Annotated in this window: 13 protein-coding genes; 4 read left to right on the top strand and 9 right to left on the bottom strand. The window is 69.6% G+C overall.

Going from position 1 to position 16,095, the window contains the following annotated elements; all coding sequences use genetic code 11:
* Positions 1 to 363 precede the first annotated feature (363 nt).
* Positions 364 to 588 (bottom strand): hypothetical protein, encoded by a 225-nt coding sequence (locus tag ACFCX4_RS05305; protein WP_376139095.1) that lies wholly within the window; start codon positions 586 to 588, stop codon positions 364 to 366.
* Between the two features lie 200 nt (positions 589 to 788).
* Here ACFCX4_RS05305 and ACFCX4_RS05300 point away from each other — a divergent pair, with 200 nt between their 5' ends.
* Together ACFCX4_RS05300 and ACFCX4_RS05295 are read left to right on the top strand one after the other, a co-directional pair.
* Positions 789 to 1,265, top strand: a complete 477-nt coding sequence (locus ACFCX4_RS05300; protein WP_376139094.1) for a hypothetical protein — start codon at positions 789 to 791, stop codon at positions 1,263 to 1,265.
* Between the two features lie 260 nt (positions 1,266 to 1,525).
* Positions 1,526 to 1,747 carry a hypothetical protein gene (locus tag ACFCX4_RS05295; protein ID WP_376139093.1) on the top strand — a complete coding sequence of 74 codons (222 nt, stop codon included), beginning with the start codon at positions 1,526 to 1,528 and terminating at the stop codon, positions 1,745 to 1,747.
* A 739-nt stretch (positions 1,748 to 2,486) separates the two neighbouring features.
* On the opposite strand, the gene ACFCX4_RS05290 is transcribed toward ACFCX4_RS05295, so the two are convergent.
* The 7 genes from ACFCX4_RS05290 to ACFCX4_RS05260 form a co-directional block, all read right to left on the bottom strand.
* Positions 2,487 to 2,639, bottom strand: a complete 153-nt coding sequence (locus ACFCX4_RS05290) for a hypothetical protein (protein WP_376139092.1) — start codon at positions 2,637 to 2,639, stop codon at positions 2,487 to 2,489.
* A gap of 23 nt (positions 2,640 to 2,662) precedes the next feature.
* Positions 2,663 to 2,908, bottom strand: coding sequence for a helicase associated domain-containing protein (locus ACFCX4_RS05285; protein WP_376139091.1), 246 nt, complete (start codon positions 2,906 to 2,908; stop codon positions 2,663 to 2,665).
* 198 nt (positions 2,909 to 3,106) lie between these two features.
* Complete coding sequence (locus tag ACFCX4_RS05280) at positions 3,107 to 3,289, bottom strand: hypothetical protein (RefSeq protein WP_376139090.1); 183 nt, start codon at positions 3,287 to 3,289, stop codon at positions 3,107 to 3,109.
* 76 nt (positions 3,290 to 3,365) lie between these two features.
* On the bottom strand, positions 3,366 to 3,920 hold the full coding sequence (locus ACFCX4_RS05275; RefSeq protein ID WP_376139135.1) for a hypothetical protein: 555 nt from the start codon (positions 3,918 to 3,920) through the stop codon (positions 3,366 to 3,368).
* Positions 3,921 to 4,105: 185 nt separating this feature from the next.
* The gene (locus tag ACFCX4_RS05270; protein WP_376139089.1) at positions 4,106 to 4,705 is read right to left on the bottom strand and encodes an ALF repeat-containing protein; all 600 of its coding nucleotides are present in this window, start codon (positions 4,703 to 4,705) and stop codon (positions 4,106 to 4,108) included.
* A gap of 387 nt (positions 4,706 to 5,092) precedes the next feature.
* Positions 5,093 to 6,841 carry a trypsin-like serine protease gene (locus tag ACFCX4_RS05265; protein ID WP_376139088.1) on the bottom strand — a complete coding sequence of 583 codons (1,749 nt, stop codon included), beginning with the start codon at positions 6,839 to 6,841 and terminating at the stop codon, positions 5,093 to 5,095.
* Positions 6,842 to 7,011: 170 nt separating this feature from the next.
* Positions 7,012 to 7,560 (bottom strand): hypothetical protein, encoded by a 549-nt coding sequence (locus ACFCX4_RS05260; protein WP_376139087.1) that lies wholly within the window; start codon positions 7,558 to 7,560, stop codon positions 7,012 to 7,014.
* Positions 7,561 to 7,934: 374 nt separating this feature from the next.
* Here ACFCX4_RS05260 and ACFCX4_RS05255 point away from each other — a divergent pair, with 374 nt between their 5' ends.
* Positions 7,935 to 11,957 carry a polymorphic toxin-type HINT domain-containing protein gene (locus tag ACFCX4_RS05255; RefSeq protein WP_376139086.1) on the top strand — a complete coding sequence of 1,341 codons (4,023 nt, stop codon included), beginning with the start codon at positions 7,935 to 7,937 and terminating at the stop codon, positions 11,955 to 11,957.
* A gap of 536 nt (positions 11,958 to 12,493) precedes the next feature.
* Entirely contained in the window at positions 12,494 to 12,643 is a 150-nt protein-coding gene (locus ACFCX4_RS05250; protein WP_376139085.1) for a hypothetical protein, read from the top strand.
* A gap of 205 nt (positions 12,644 to 12,848) precedes the next feature.
* On the opposite strand, the gene ACFCX4_RS05245 is transcribed toward ACFCX4_RS05250, so the two are convergent.
* The gene (locus tag ACFCX4_RS05245) at positions 12,849 to 15,443 is read right to left on the bottom strand and encodes a Helicase associated domain protein (protein ID WP_376139084.1); all 2,595 of its coding nucleotides are present in this window, start codon (positions 15,441 to 15,443) and stop codon (positions 12,849 to 12,851) included.
* Positions 15,444 to 16,095: the final 652 nt, after the last annotated feature.

Here is a 16,095-nt window from a genome sequence, read left to right as displayed (position 1 = left end):
CGCCCGTTCGGACGGCGGCCGAGCGCCCACACGGTCAAGGTCAGCGGTCCCCAGGCCTCTGACCCGCCAGCTACGAGAAAGCCGCCGCTGTGCGGTCCGGGACGCGACCGTGCCTCCGGACCGGCTGGCACTCAGCGTCGGAGACGGCCCAGCGCGACACTCAGTACCACCAAGGCGGCGCCCGTTGCTGGCCTTCGCGGCGACGAAGACCCAGGACGCGACCACACATCCGCTCCGGCGAGCGCCAGGCCGACCGCCCGGCCATACCGGCGGGGTGGAGGAGTGAGCGCTCCGGGGGGCTGCGCGAGGGAGTGGGCCTCACCGGCACCGACCCGGCCGCCGTCCACGTCCGGCTGCGCTCCCTCACCCGCCGCTCCTGCTGATAGCCGCCCCGCTGTCGCGGGGTAGCCGTCGGCCGGCTTCCTCCGTCTGCGGGCGGAGGAAGCCAGCCTTCGCGGGCACCGGCGGCAGCGCCTTGCTGGTCGTCCTGCTCCGGGTCGGGGTCTTCTTCACCGAGGTGTTCTTGACGGTGCGGGTGGTCTTGGGGTGGTGCTGCTCGGCGTCGGCTACGACCCGGCCGCCGGCCACCGACGGATCGCCGCGAAGATTGCCGCACTCAAGCGCGCCGCCGGCCAGTCCGCGGACACCGCCCCCGTGAGCCCAGCGAGTGCCCCGAGCACGCCGTCGACGAGCAGGGCCTGACCTTCCAGCAGCACGCCGAACGCGACCTGCGCAACCTCTCCGCCTGCGTCATCAACGAAGCGTCCGCCCCCGGCCGCCTCCACGCGATGGCCGACACCAGCGAATTCGACCCCAAGGGAGGCCTCGTCTTCGCCGCCCTGCTCTACCTCAGCGGACACCCACGCCATGCCCAGTTCTGGTTCCAGTTCGCCGTCGGCTCCGGCGAGAGCACCGCCGCCTACGGCCTTTACCTCCACCACGCCGCCCTCGGTGAACTGCGCGTCGCCGAGCACCGGTACCACGAGACCGCCAAGCTTACGGACCAGAACGTCCGCAGTTGGCCCACCGCCTTCGCACCGGCGCCGCCCAGCCTCCCCCCGGTCGACGTCTACCTCTTCAACACCCCCTGGCACAGTGCGGCCATGCGCCTGCCCGACGACACCACCGACCTCCACCACCCCGACCAGGCACTGCGCCGAGCGGTCGACCACCTCGACACAGTCCGCGAGGACGACCGGTTCGGCACGTTCGTGCTGCCCACCGAGATCATCGCGGAGCAGCTCCACGACTTGGTCTGCCCTTAGCCGGCCCGTGGGACCGGGACGACTGGCCGTCAGCGCCCGCAGGCGAGGCAGCCCATGGCACATCTGGTGACTAGTCAGCTACGGTAGGTGGTTCTTGTGGGATATCTCCGACATGGATTCGATCCGGACTGTGTCGTGCATCTAAGCTCGAAGCGTGCACTTCCCCGCCTTCGCCGGCCTGTCCGGCGGGCCGGCCAGGAGCCGTCCACCACCAAGCGGTGGCGGGATGACCCGGGCCATCGACGCCCGGGAGAGCGGAGATGCGCACGATGTCGGTCCACGGCAACGGCGGGCACCAGCCCGGCCAGACCCAGCCCAACGGGAACACGAACGCCCAGTTCCCGCGGGTGGAGACCGGCGGCAGCACGGAGGGGAAGCAGAGGTCCCTCGACCTGGCGGTGAGGATCGCCAGCCTGGTCGTCGGCCTGACCAACCTCGGGCTCACGATCTGGGAGAAGCTCAACGGTTTCTTCCAGGCCTGAAACGCAGCAGCGCCTCAGCTGAGGGCTGAGGCGCTGGAAGGTGCTGCTTGCTGAAGCAGTTGGCCCTGCCCCGTACAGGATGGCCGTCCTGGGGTGGGGCCTTCTGCGTGCCCTCGCTGCCCGACACCGAGCGACGTCGAGTGACGTCGAACAGCATCCAGCGGCATTCAGGCGCGCACCACTCACTCTACGGGACTCATACAGGCAGAGCCAGAATCCGAAAGCGCTCCAGGCCCGACGTCAATCGGTCGGACGGCACCGCCGCCCGCACGGACACCGACCCGTCCCACCCCCGGCCGCTCCACCGGTACAGCCCGTACCGCGGGGCGCCTTCCTCGCGCTTCCCGGCACCCCGCGCCCGACTCCCCGCCAAGCCCTGCCCCCTACCATCCCCCGGGCCGGCCACGGTGACCGCCGCCGGCCCGGACATGCTGCGCCGGCGCCCGGCGCACCCCGCTGCTCCCTACGCGCTGTCCCCGGAAGGGCCGGCGTGGGAACCTGCACCGGCCCCGCCGCGGACCTGGCCGCGGGCGGCCCGCGGCGGGCCAGGACCACGTCGACTGCAGCGCTGCGCCGCCGTGCCGGTGGCGCACCGTGTCCCGCGCCGCAGAGCCGGGGTCCGGCCCGCAACTGCAGTGCGGTGTCGCGGTGTGCTGCACGAAGATGTCGCCCTGCGCTGCATGAGGGTGTCGCCGCTGTGCGCCGCCACCGGCGCTGCTGTGCCACCGCGGCCCTGCCCCTACATGTTCTCCCCGTACGAGTTCTCGCGTTCGTACGGGGCCCCCAGCTCCGCTATCAGGTCGCAGGTGCAGGCACTGCCCTCGTACAGTTCGCCGTCGCACTCGTCGTGGTGCTCCCGGGGCCGCCGCGGCGGCCCCGGGAGCACGGGCACCGGGTACCCCGTCCGGGGGCCCGCTACGCCCACTCCACGCCGTGCTCGGCGAGCTGCGCGAGCTGGCCCGGGGTGAGTTCCGCTCGGCGTGCCTTCTGGTTGTTGAGCCAGGTGCCGAGGGCGAAGTGCGATACCACCACCTGCTCCTCGCCACCGGGGCTGGCCTCCACGGCCTCCACCGGCTCCTTGTGGGGGCGGGGCACCCGCGGGTGTTGCTCGCGCTCGACGAGCCGGGCGAGCGCGGTCAGGCCCTGGGCGAACCGATCCATCCGGGAGAGTGTCGGCTTCGCCTCGGCGGCGGCCTTCACGGCCACCAACTCGAGGTCGGCCTTGATGCCGATTGCCGCGAGCAGGTCCCGCTGATCGGCCTCGAGGCCGATTACCGTTGCGCCTGCACTCGCCGGCCGGGTGCCGGGTGCCGGGTGCCCTGCCCGTTCGGTGGCGGGCGGGCAGGGCGGCAGGGAGCTTCAGCGGGGTGTGGCCCTGGCGGGTGTGCGGCCGGTGGTGTAGCCGGTCAGGACCGTCGCGGTCCAGACGGTGATCTGGTGGACGATGCGGTCGGCCCGGCGCTGTCCGCGGGTGGTGGCGGAAAGCAGGAGAACAGCGGGCAGGCTCGCCAGGACCACGAGCAGCAGAAGCGTGCTGAGCACGACGACGGAGGCGGTGCGCGCCGGGGTGGCGGCCAGACATACGACAAGGGGATCGGTCATGGGTGCGGTGACGTGCTCAGCCGATGATTTGTGGGGTTTCCAGTGACCGAGCGAAGTCGGCGAGCGTGTGGAAGTCGTCCTCGCGCAGACCGATTCGTGGGTTAACGTGGTGCAGAAGCCCAGGCGCCCGATGGTGGGCGGCGACGTAGTCCTCGTCGAGATCGCTCTGCTCGTCGTCTATCCAGGCGAAGGGGTGGCTGTTGGCGTAGTTCACAAGGGGAGCAGTTTTCCAGTGGACCCCGTCAACGCGTTCTTGGAACAGGTTGTCGCCGAAGTCGACGAAGGGGAGTTCGGGAAGGCCGAGCACCGGGGCGATCCACCGGTTGGCGTCGGCCATCCATGTAGTGGCCCAGCACAGCTCGTAGCCGAGCTGGAGCAAGGCTTGCCCGTGCGCCGGGTTGAGCCAGACGCACAGGGGCCGTCGCCGGACCGAGAGCCCTGCGTGTTCCCCGGGGGTTCCGCTGTCCCAGGGCACCCTGAGTGTGGTGTAGCCGTCGGGACGCTTCTCCGGCTTGGCCGCATAGGGGTTGAGCGGCCCGTCCACATCGAGGAACAGCAGTGGTCGGTTCATGACTTTCCCCTTGCTCAGCATCGGCTGCGTCGTAGAAGGGTAGCTGCAACGATCAACTCGGCGTCGGGTTGATCTGACCGGCTGTGAGGCCATCCCCGGCATGCTGATGGCCTTCCGGAGCCTTTTTCGGGGCCCCGGCAGCCTGCCACCGGCCAACGGCAGCCAGCCCGGCCGGGACGGCGCCGCTACGCCCACTCCACGCCGTGCTCGGCGGGTTGCGCGAGCTGCGCGATGGTCAGGGTTTCGTGGTCATGGGCCGCGGGGCTCTGGTAGCCGTAGGGCAGGAAGTCCTGGACGTCCTCGGCGTCCCAGCCCATCACGGCGTTCGCGGCCTGGTGGACCTGCGGGCCGCCCACGTTCATCAGCTGTGACAGCTTGACGCGGTCGTCGTGTTCCCCGGGGTTGTACTGCCCGACGCTGAGGAACTGGTTGACGTCCTCCAGCGTGCCGGCCATCGCCTTGTTCGCGGCGTCCTGCACCGCCGGGCTGCCGGTGGATATGATCTGGGACAGCAGGACCCGCTGGTCGTGCTCGTACGGGTTCTGGAGTCCCTTGTCGAGGAAGGCCTGGATGCCGGCCGCGTTGCCCGCCAGCGCGGCGGTCGCGGCTTCGCGCACGCCCGGGCCGGAGATGGCGATCAGTTCCTCGACACGGGCCCGCAGGTCGTGTTCCGCGGCGGCGGCCATGCCCGCCGTGACGAACGCCGTGACGTCGGCGTCGGATCCCGCCAGGGCGCTCTCCGCCGCGCGGCGGACGTTCGGCCCGCCGTCGTGCCAGGCCGCCACCGCCGTGACCCTGTCGGCGACCGGGCCCGTCGCCGGCGGGGCCCCGGCCGCGGCCGCCGGGACTGCCAGCAGCCCCACCAGCAGGCTGCCGGTTACGAGTCCGGCGGCGAGTCTGCGCCGTCCGCCCCGTGAACGTGGTGAGGGCGCCGGCGAGGGCCACTGCGAGGGCGCCGGCCCTGAGGACGGGGCGTATGGGCTTGCGGGACAAGGGTTCGGTCTTCGATGGGTGAGGCGGGGTTCGGGGCGGACCGGGCAGGGCACCGGACCGACCGTGGCAGGGCCGCGGCTGTGCGCATGCCGTGGCCGGGTCGGCTGTGATCGGTGGGGTGTTGGTGGTGGGGCCGCGTCCCCGGGCGGGTGTGTCCCGGGGGCGCGGCCGGCCGTGTTCTAGAGGAGGGTCCAGCCTTCGCCGGCGGGGTCGACGGACCAGAGGGTGTTCTGGGTGTCGCGGATGTAGGTGACGAGGTGGTTGTCGGCGGGGTCGACAACGGTGTGGGGCTTGGTGTCGGGGGCCATGACGGTGTTGTCGGGGGTGCTTATGAACGGAGTCCAGCCCGCACCGTCGGGTTCGAAGGAGTGAAGGACGTTGTTGGGGCCGTTGACGTGGACGACGACGACGATGTGGTTGGTGGCGGGGTTGATGCTGGCGACGGGGTCGGTGGCGGCCATGGCCTGGTGGTCCTGCCAGCCCGGGCCGAGGGGGTCGACGGACCACAGGTGGTTCTGGGTGTCGCGGATGTAGGTGACGAAGTGGCCGTTGACGGGGTTGACGACGGTGCTGGGGACGGCGTCGGGGGCCATGACGGTGCCGGAGGGGATGGCGGTGAACTCGATGCGGCCGGCGCCGCGTTCGTCGATGGAGTTCAGCCGGTTGTCGGGGCCGTTGACGTAGACGACGATGTGCTTGTCGTTGGGGTTGATCACGGGGGCGGGGTCGGCCGCGGCGATCGGGCCGAGGTCGTGCCAGCCCTCGCCCTGGGGGTCGACGGACCACAGGTGGCTGCTGGTGTCGCGGATGTAGGTGACGAGGTGGTTGTTGAGGGGGTCGACGATCGTCCGCGGGACGGCGGTCGGCGCGAGCGCGGTGCCGGAGGGGGTGAGGGGGAAGGGGGTCCACACGGCGGCCTGCTGGTCGTAGGACCAGAGCCGGTTGTTGGGGCCGTTGACGTAGACGACGATGTGCTGGTTGGCCGGGTTGACCACGGCGGTGGGGGAGGTGGCGGCGTAGGCGCCGAGGTCCTTCCACCGCTCGCCCCGGGGGTCGACGGACCACAGGTGGCTGTTGCTGTCCTGGGTGAAGGTGACCAGGTGGTTGTCGGCGGGGTCGACGACGGTGAAGGGCGATCCGGCGAGGACCGACCCGGACGGGGTCGTGCGGCGGGTCCTGTTCATCCAGTCGACGACATCGTCGACACGTGAGTTCGAGGCGCCGGTGCGGGTCTCGGTCTCGCCGAGGCACCCGCCGAGCAGGGACCGCGAGGCCACGGCGACTAGCTCGGTCCGGCCGTTCGTCTCACGCAGGACCGGCGCGCCGGTGTCGCCCTTGCAGATCGCCGCGCCGTTCGTGCCGGTGGTGGCGACCGCGTTCGCGCTGACGGCGTCGAGGGTGAAGACACCGGTGTGCAGCTTGTTGGGAACCCACTCGGCTTTGGTGCGGCCGTAGGCGGGCACGCGCACGCTCTCTCCCGCGGCCGGAGCGGCGGTGGCGAGCGCGAGCGGGACGATGCCGTCCACGGGGGAGCCGAGCCTGGCCATCACCAGGTCTCGGTCCTGGCGGGGCACCAGGGACACGATTTCCACGGTCCGCCCGGTGCTGGTGGTCAGGTCGGTGCGGCCGACGGTGGCGGTGCTGCGCCACTTCGGCGCGCCGGCCTGCAGGGTCTGGGGCTGGGCCGGGTCGTCGGCGAAGCAGGACGCCGCGGTCATGACCCAGTTGCGGTCGACGAGGGCGCCGGTGCAGGCGCGGACGTTGTCGCCGACCGCGATGCGCGCGGTGAAGGTGTAGGCGCCGCTGGCGGCCGGGGTGCCGGAGACGGCGCCGGCGGGTGCGTGCGCGAGGGCGAACAGTGCACTGGCGGCCAGGACGGCGGCTGCCGCGCGGGCCTTCCGCAGGTGTGGCAGGGGTGTGTGGAGCACGGGTTGTGATGTCCAAACGTGAACGGGATGGATAGCTGGTGATGCCGGCCGGAGGCGGTGGGGTGGACCGCGTTCGGCCGGCGGGTGGCGAAGGAAGAGCACCGGGGCCGGCTCCGGATGGCAGGGGCGAGGGCCGCTGGCGCCCGGCTGCGTCGGGCGGCGGCCGGTGATCAGCCGGTGACGCGCAGTTCGACGAGGGCAGCCTGTGGTTCGCCGGGTATCGAGACGCCGACGTTCACGACCTGGTTGGGACTGGCATTGACCCGCTTCTCCTGGCCGGCGACGACGACCCTGGCGCTGATGCTGCGGTCCTGGGTCCAGAGCATATAGACGCTCGGGAGTTCCATCGCGAGGTAGCCGGTCGTGCCGGAGACGGTGAAGCAGTATCCGTTCGTGTCGAGGCGGGACTCGACGAAGATGTCGTTCGCCCCCCGGCAGGCGGTCTGCGTGTTGTTCTCGGCTCCTTCCTTGAGCCTGATGTGTCCGTCCCCCTGCTTGAGAGTGATCCGACGCTCCGTCAGAAGTCTTTCGGCGCCGGGATGCTGGAAGTCCTCCACGGCCACGGGGAATGCAGGCTCTGTGGTCGAACCGGTGGGGGCCTGTGTCGGTGCCGTGCCGGTGGAGGCCTGCGCGGCTGGCAGGGAGGCGAATCCGATACAGGCCACAAGGGCACCGAAGGCGCCGGCCAGGAGGGCTTTCGGAGAACGGGTTTTGAACACGGCAACTCCTCGATATCTAATGCAGCGTCAGATCAATGTTCTGGCGCTGGCGCGCTTGTTCGATGCGAGTAAAGCATGCGTAAGATACCAGCGCCCACCAGCAGGGATGTCTCCCGCACTGCCCAGAAGTGACAACCAGACGGATGACATCTGTTCGTCAGCGCCCGGAATGGGAGATTGGGCCCTTGCTTGCCACCCATGCCTGCTGTGGGAACTTCAGAGTTCGTTTGCATGTTCATATTTGTCCCTTTTGGAAGGAATTGATTTTGAATCACCCATCACGTTCTTCGGGAGCGCCGGGCGCTGTCGGGAGGAAGCCTCGCCGCCGTGGGCGGACAGCCGCGCTGAGTCGTGCCTTCGCCGGCCTGCTGCCCGTGGCGCTGACGGCCGGTCTGCTCGGTGCGGCCCCGGTCTTCGCGCAGGACACCGTGCCCGGGCCGGGATCGCTGACGGACCGTGGCCGTGTTGTCGGGCTGTGGCTGAACGGCAGTCCCGGTGTGAGTGCGGCGGCGGAAGCCGCTCTGACCGGTTCGGACGAGGACATCAAGCGGTTCCTCGACTCTGGGCTGGACTTCGAGGAGTACCACGACGAGCGCATCGCCGCAGCGCAGATGCTCGGCCTCGCCGGGGACGGGGTACGCGAGGCCGCCACCAAGGCGTTGAAGGGCACCAGAGAGGAGCTGCGGGCGTTCCTCAACGACGGTTGGCGGGCCCCTTTGGACCAGGACCGCCGCATACAGGCTGCGCAGTTCCTGACCACCGGCGGCATGACGGTGCGCGAGCGGGCCGTTGAGGCCCTCAAGGGCACACCCGCCGATGTCAGGGCGTTTCTCGAGAAGGGCCAGTTCGACGGCCAGCTGATTGACAACCGGGTCCGGACGGCACAGATCATGTACGTCGGCGGCCCGGCGACGAAGGAGGCGGCCAAGCTCGCGCTCCAGGGCACGCCCGCGGATGTCGTCGAGTTTCTGGCGGTCGGGCAGTTTGTGTCCCTGGCCCGTGACCAGGAACGGTCGACGATCTGGCAGCTGGCCGAGCAGGCCCAGGAAGCCGGCCGGCAGGCGCAGGCGGCCAAGGACGCCGCGAAGGCGGCCTCCGCGCGCGCGGTCGACACCTCACGGCTGGCGAAGGAGGCCGCCGAGACCGCGGCTCGGGAGACCGAGGCTGCCGGGCAGGACCTGGCCCGTGTGAAGGAGGCTACCGCGCGGGCGGCCGACGCGGCGGAGGCCGCGGCTTCCGCCGCGGGCCAGTCCGTCGCTGCTGCGGCCGCCGCGAACCAGGCCTCGCGCACCGCCGCGAGTGCTGCGAGCGCCGCCGCGAGCGCCGCAGGCGGAGCAGCCCTGGCGGCGGCCAACGCCCGCAAGGCCGCGAATGCCGCGGCCTCCGACCGGAACAAGGCGGCCGAAGCGCGTCAGCGGGCGGAAGAGGCGCGCAATGCCGCCGGTGACGCCCAGCGGGCCGCAGACGCCGCGGACAGCGCCGGGGCCGCTTCCCAGGCCGCCCGTGATGCGTCGAACGCGGCCAAGAGCGCCGGCGCGGACGCGAACGCGGCCGCCGGCTCCGCGGAGAAGGCGGGCCGGCTGGCGAACGCCGCGGGCGTGAACGACAAGCGTGCCCAGGCTGCCGCCGACCAGGCCCGCCGCCAGGCCAAGGAGGCCGACCGCGCGGCGACCGCGTCCGCGGCACTGGCCGACCAGTCCGCGCAGGCCGCCTTCCAGGCCCGTGACGCCGCCCGTTCCGCCGCCACCCATGCCCAGAACGCGGCCGCCGCGGCCGACCAGGCGGCCGAACATGCCGGCGAGTCCGCCACCTCCGCAGCCGAGGCCACCCGCCAGGCCGAAGCCGCCCGGACCGCGGCCGCCGCGGCGAGCGCGGCGGTGACCACCGCAGGCAGCGTCTACGACCTCGCCCGCAAAGCCGAGGCCGAAGACCTTACCGCCCGCACCGCCGCCGCCCTTGAGGGCGCTTACGCGATGAGGAGCGCCGAGGACGAGGCCACCGCCGGCATCGGCACTTTCCTCGCCGACTGGAGGGCCCAGGACCAGGAGGCTGCCGACCTGGCCGCCGAGGCCGCCCGCCCCGGCGCCGACCCCAAGACCGTGGCGGCCAAGGGCCGCAAGGTCGCGATCCAGACCATGCGCAGCGGCGGCCCCTGGAGCCAGGAAGCCGCGAAGACGGCCCTGTCCGGCACCGACGAGACCATCGTGGACTGGGTACGCACCGGACGGCACAAGGCCGAGCTCGACGACATGCGCCAGAGTGTGGTCGAACTCGCCCAGGACAGCCCCGACGAGCCCGTACGCACCGCCGCCGCCACCGCGCTCAAGGGCACTGCCCAGCAGATCGAGGCCTTCTACACCACCGGCCGGCACGAAGCCGCGGTCACCGACAACCGCATCCGCGCGGCCCAGATGCTCACCACCGGCGGACCCAGCGTCAGGGAAGCCGCCGAGAAGGCCCTGCGGGCCGCCTCACCCAAGGCCGTCACCGCGTTCCTGATGACAGGCCAGTACATGGCCCGCCGAATCGACGAACGCGTCGAGGCCGCGCAGACGCTCACCACCGGCGGCCCCGAGGCCCAGGCCGCAGCCAAACTCGCCCTCTCCGGCCCTCCCGACCTCGTCACCTCCTTCCTGCAGACCGGCCGGTACATGGCTGACCGCAAGGACCAGCTCGCCGCCACCCACGCCGCCCAGATGCGCCGCCTCATTGCCGAGGCGTCCCAGACCGCGGCCAGGGCCCAGCAGGACGCCTGGGAGGCCACCGCCGCAGCGGCCACCGCCAACAACGCCGCGACCGAGGCCGCGGCCGCCAGCGGCCAGGCCCGCACCTACGCCGACCAGGCCGGAAAGCACGCCGCCGACGCCAAGGCCTCCGCCCAGGACGCCGAAGCCGCCGCCACCCGCGCTGGCCAGTCCGCCATCACCGCCCGCACCGCGGCCCAGACCGCAGCAGGCGACGCAGGCAAGGCCACCGTCTCCGCAGTCCGCGCCCGCACCTCCGCCGCCCAGGCCCGCTGGTCCGCCAGCACTGCCCGCAGCGCCGCCAACACCGCCTACGCCTCCGCGCGCGCGGCGGGCAAGGACGCCACCCAGGCCCAGCAGGCCGCCGACCAGGCCTGGGCCATCACCGCCGAGAAGCAGAGCCAGGAACGCCAGGCCGAACTCGCGAAGATGGAGGAGCAACTCCAGGCGGAAGGCAAGCAGCTCGCCGAAGAACTGAAGAAGGAGCTGGACACACAGATCCAGGCGGCAACAGACCAGGCCCTGGCCGAATACTGGCGCTACCTCTACCCGACGACCTGCAGCGCTGCCACCCTTGCGGAGATCTGGAAATGCTCGCTGCCCCAGTCGAACAAGGCCCCCATGCTCGGCGGAGTCCCGGGGCTCGTCAGCGAATGGGGATCCTACTTCAAGGACATCAGCGACGAAGCCGCGCTCGTCAAGGAGGTCATCAAGACACTTCTCGGTGCGGACAGCGTCGAGGAGTGCATTGAGAAGAAGAACGTTGTCGTCTGCGCGGAAGGCGCCGCAGGTCTTCTGCCCGCCGGAAAGATTCTGAAGCTCAAGCAGCTCGCCAAGAGGGTCAAGACTGTCGAGGAAGCAGCGGAGAAGTCCCGCGTCGGCCGGATGGCCGCGCAATGCCTGCGGCCACCGCACAGCTTCCCGGCCGGCACCCCCGTTCTCATGGCCGACGGCTCCACCGTCCCCATCGAGCGGGTCCGCACCGGCGACTACGTACTTGCCACCGACCCGGCATCCGGCAGCACCGGACCCCGTCGCGTCGACGCCACCATCTACACACCGGACGACCGCGACTTCGTCGACCTCACCGTCCAGACACCGGGCAACCCCACCGGAACGCTCACCTCGACGGCCACACACCCGTTCTGGGCGGAGAACCAGCACGCCTGGCGGAACGCGGCCGACCTCACAACCGCCGACACCTTGCGTACCGCCGACGGCCAAGCCGCAAAGATAACCGTGACTAATAGTAGGGCGACTGTCCGTCCTGCCTATGACCTCACGATCAACGAAGTCCACACATACTATGTGTTGGCAGGTGCTACGTCGCTCCTGGCTCACAACTCTAGCTTCTGTGAGCACAATGTCCCAGGTCTCCCAAGGGCTGCCAAGGAGATCACATCGGGTCCAGGCGACTGCAAGATCTGTGCAGAAAAGATTCGGGACAGTCTTGGTGGAGGTGATCTCGTCAGATTTGACCCGCCTAGGTTTTTTGGTCCCTATCGAAAGCAAGATACGATGAACTGGACTCATCACTGGGTTGTGGTGAGAGATGGCAGAGTATATGACGCCTTCACTCCTAGAGGAGGGGAGACAATTGCTGAGTACAAGGCACAGTGGGACTATGGCGACGTCATCAACTTTGGATTCTGATCGGCATGCATGACAGGGAAATGATCCAGCAGATTCATCTTCGGCCTGCACTATTCGGATTGAACGGATCTTATGGTCAGAGTGTAGCGTTCCTTCTCGGATTGGACTTGGGCTGTGCTGGGGGACTGCTCCGAGGATTTGATGAATGGCTTATCGTCCGCCGCGGTCGAGAGACTAGTTTGCGATGGACTGGGCTCGTTCTTGAGGAGGCATTCCCGGGTTCTGGGATCAGGGCGGCTGCCAGTCTGGGGGAAGGGCAGGATGCTCATGCAAACGATCTCCTTTTCTCGTTGCTCCTCGAATTTTTGAAAATTCGGGAGAGTGGGGAAGGTATTGCTCTAATGTATATCGCTTACGGAAATCTGTGCGGACTGATAAATGATGGTCAATAGGAATTGAGTGGATGGCGGTTGGCTCCATCGAATTTATTTCGCTGGGGCCAACCGTTGCATACTGAGGAGGAGCGCCATCGTGGCAGGCGAGGATCGTGGGGGTGTCGTTGGGTTGTGATGGCTTCTGTGGGCTGGGGTTTGGCGATGCAGATGCAACTCTTCGCCACAACGGACGCCTTCGTCGCCACCGCGCGAGAAGACCTTGGATACGAGGCCCGGTGGTGGCAGCTGCTGCGCAAACACAAGGAGAAGCGCTTCCTGCGGAGCCGTGAGCTCGATGCTGGTACCCGCTGAGGCGGTCCCCTGGCTCTGGCTGTGACAACACGATCCTGGACCTCCTCAACTCTCCCGCAGCCAAAGGCGCCCTCGCCCAGACCCTGGCCATCGCCGCATGATTCGCAGCGAAAACCTGAACAGCTGACCCTGAGCTACGGGTATTACGGCCAGCGCTCCTGGTACCGCACATAAGCATCGGCACAGCACCAGGAACCCGAGCGTCTTACGCCCACTCCACCCCGTGCTCGGCGAGCTGCGCGAGCTGGCCCGCGGTCAGCTTCGCCCGGCGTGCCTTCTGGTTGTTGAGCCAGGTGCCCAGCGCGAAGTGCGACACCACCACCTGCTCCTCGCCGCCGGGGCCGGCCTCCACGGTCTCCAGCGGCTCCTTGTGCGGGCGGGGTACCCGGGGGTGCCGCTCGCGCTCGACGAACTGGGCGAGCGCGGCCAGGCCCTGCTGGAAGCGGTCGGTGCGGGACACGGTCGGCTTCGCCTGGGCGGCGGCCTTCGCGGCTACCAGCTCGGGGTCGGCCTCGATGCCGATCGCCGTCAGCAGGTCCTGCTGGTCGGCCTCCAGGCCGGGCCAGCCGCTGCGCTGCGCTTGCACCCAGCGGCCGAGCTGCTCGCCTTCGAACACCGTGTCCAGGGGCAGGGTGGTCCAGTCGGCTTGGCCGTCGGTGTCCAGCCACCACAGCCGGGCGGTGGCGTAGGCGCGCTGCCAGGTGATCGGCCACACCGGGCACCACCACGGGTCGATCTCCTCCAGCGCCCGCCGCCGCTCCGGCCACAGCGCCCCCTGCTCCCCGGCCGGCACCTGGGCCGCGGCCCGCAGCTCCGACAACCAGGTGCCGATCGCATACCCGCCGACCGACGCCCGCGCCGGCGCCGCCAGGCTCCCACCGTGGCCCTTCGCCCAGACCCGCGCCCAGTCCAACCCGGCCTCGAACCGAGCATCGCTCACGGACCAGATCATGCCGAGCGCGTCCAGCATCTCCACCCGGTACGACGCCAGCTCACCATTCGCATTCTCCCCACGCCGGTCCGACAGCCACTTTCCCAGCGGGTAATTCCCGTTCTCCCCGACCAGCGCCGAATAAGGCACGTCAAGCCCGCCGGTCTCCTCGAACCACCGCCGCGCGTGACCGATCCCCTCACGCCACAACTGCGTCTCACCGACCAGCACCCGCGAGGCGATGAACAGCGCGAGCACGTTCTCGTCCACCGGAGCCTGGAACCGAACCGGCAGCGTGAACGCCCCCGACCCGCCACCCCCACCAACCATGCTCTCACCAGGCCCAACAGCCTCCTCAGCGCTGCGCCCCTTGGTCCGCTTGCCGGACTTCTGCGGCACAGCGAGGGCCTCGACCACCTTGGCGTCGTGGCTGCGCAGCGCGGTCAGGATCTTGACCAGCGGGCCGTAGGAGTCGGACTCCAGAATGTCTCCGGGTTCCTCTCCGGGCTTGAGGAAGACCGGCACGATCAGGCTGGCGGTCTTTCCCTCTCCGGGCTGCATGCGCAGGGCCCGGCCGATGGCCTGGACGATATCCACTATGCTGCCCCGGCCCTGCAGAAGAACAGAATCAGCGTTCGGCATGTCGACGCCTTCGCCCAGGACTTTGCAGTTACTGAAAATACGGTGCTTCAGCCCGTCGTCCTCTTCGCCCTTCCCGAAGTCCCCGATCAGCTCCTTGCGGTAATCGATCTCGTGCTCGCCGGAGAGCCACTGAGCCCAGAACTCCGGCGGGTATTTCTGCGGGTTCTCGAAGTGCAGCTTCTCGACCGTCTGGTTCAGCGTCTCCGAGAAGTAGCGGGCCTCGATCGTGCGGCTGTGGAACGTGATGCACCGCTCCAGCCCCCGCTCGACCACGGTCTTGACCAGCCCGGCCTGGATCGCCGCGATCCGCGTGGCCGGCACCTCGTCCTCGCTCCCGTCCTCCGCCTCACCGACCCCCGGACCCCACGGCACGCCCTGCGCCTGGGCCGCGGCCCGGTCGCCGAGCGGGTCCCGCAGTTCCAGGACCACGATCTCGAACGGGGCCAACAACTTCCTGTCGATCGCCTCCGCCAGACCCAGGGAGTACACGTGCGGCCCGTAGATCCGCTGGTCGTCCATCGACACCGCCAGCTCCTCCGGCAGCGGCTGGTGAGCCGCCTCACGGCCCTTCACCGGGCGCCTGGGCGGCGCCCAGATCCGCGGCGTCGCCGTCATGTAGAGCCGGCGTTCCGCCGGGATGGCGGCCTGGTCGTGCACCACGGTCCAGGTCTTCTCGACACTGCCCGAGGAGCGGTGCGCCTCGTCGCAGACCATCAGGCCCAGCGGGGGCAGCACCTCGCCCTGGCGTTCCGCCCAGTACTCGTAGGCGTCCGCGACGGCCCCGACCGAGGTGTAGGTGGCGAACAGAGTTGTCGGCCGGCGGTTCCTCGCGGCGTGCTCCAGCCACCTGCCGATCATCCGCGGGCTGGTGCTCGCCATCACCCCGAACGGCAGCTCACGGTCGACCAGGGAACAGATGGCGTGCATGTCCCCGGACCGGCCGGCCGCCCGCCAGGCGCCGACCATCTGCACCAGCAGGTCCAGCGTCGGCACGACCACCAGGACCACGCCGCGGGGCACCAGCTTCTGGCCGGCCGCAGCACCGACGTACGACTTCCCGGAGCCGGTGGCCATCTGCACCGTCACCCGCAGCCCGTTCGGCGACAGGTGCCCCGGACGGGGCGTCAGGCCCCGCACGATGGCCTCCAGCGCCTCCTCCTGGTGCCCCCGCAGCGAGATGCCGGCGGCCAACTGAGCGGCCTTCAGACCAGGCTTTACGACGTTCACGAAGACGTGTCTCCCCTCACCCATTCCCGGACCCACAGCAGGGATCACGCGGGAAATGCTGACAGTGCCCTACTGATACATTCGACGGTCGCCCAGGAAATCGGGGTAACCGGAAAAGCGCGCGACAGAAGCGACTATCCGGCAGGATATCAGTCCCCGGTCACGAATTCCCGCGAACGCCCGAAAAGCAGGGGGCCGGACCCTGCTCACGGCGGGATCACCTGACGTTCCAAGACTGATACACTGGAGACCGTTGCTCACCCTCCGAGGGTAGCGCACCCCGACCCGTCGTGAGGCCGAAACAGTGGTCTAGGCCGTGGACTAGACCAATCCGGCGGGAGTGAAGCCGACCCGCACGCACCCCTGGCGCGCCACCCTCCTCCCAGTCAGCCTGTCATGAGGTCAGCCAAAATTCCAGCTCAACGATATGATCAGGCCTCAGCCCACGGGCCTCATGGAGCGAAGCGGAGTGAGGCCGGCCAAGGCGCGAAGCGCCGGGCCCACCCGGGCGAAGCCCGGGTGGGGACACGCGGAGCGGGTCCGCCGCCTGACCGAAGGTCAGGCGCGAACGGAGGGCCGAAGGCCCGTAGAGCTGTCTCTTATAAACAAATCCCAGCCCACGAGACAAGTAACGATAGCGGTTTGCGGGGTG

This window comes from Kitasatospora sp. NPDC056327 (genome assembly GCF_042261735.1).
In the GTDB taxonomy this organism is placed as follows: domain Bacteria; phylum Actinomycetota; class Actinomycetes; order Streptomycetales; family Streptomycetaceae; genus Kitasatospora.
The sequence above is the reverse complement of the archived record's forward strand: the minus strand, read 5'-3'. Positions and strand labels throughout refer to the sequence as shown.

Coding starts and splice junctions, on each gene's coding strand:
- ACFCX4_RS05300 (WP_376139094.1), top strand. CDS start 789: ATGGCCGACACCAGCGAATTCGACCCCAAGGGAGGCCTCGTCTTCGCC.
- ACFCX4_RS05295 (WP_376139093.1), top strand. CDS start 1,526: ATGCGCACGATGTCGGTCCACGGCAACGGCGGGCACCAGCCCGGCCAG.
- ACFCX4_RS05285 (WP_376139091.1), bottom strand. CDS start 2,908: ATGGATCGGTTCGCCCAGGGCCTGACCGCGCTCGCCCGGCTCGTCGAG.
- ACFCX4_RS05275 (WP_376139135.1), bottom strand. CDS start 3,920: ATGAACCGACCACTGCTGTTCCTCGATGTGGACGGGCCGCTCAACCCC.
- ACFCX4_RS05250 (WP_376139085.1), top strand. CDS start 12,494: ATGCAGATGCAACTCTTCGCCACAACGGACGCCTTCGTCGCCACCGCG.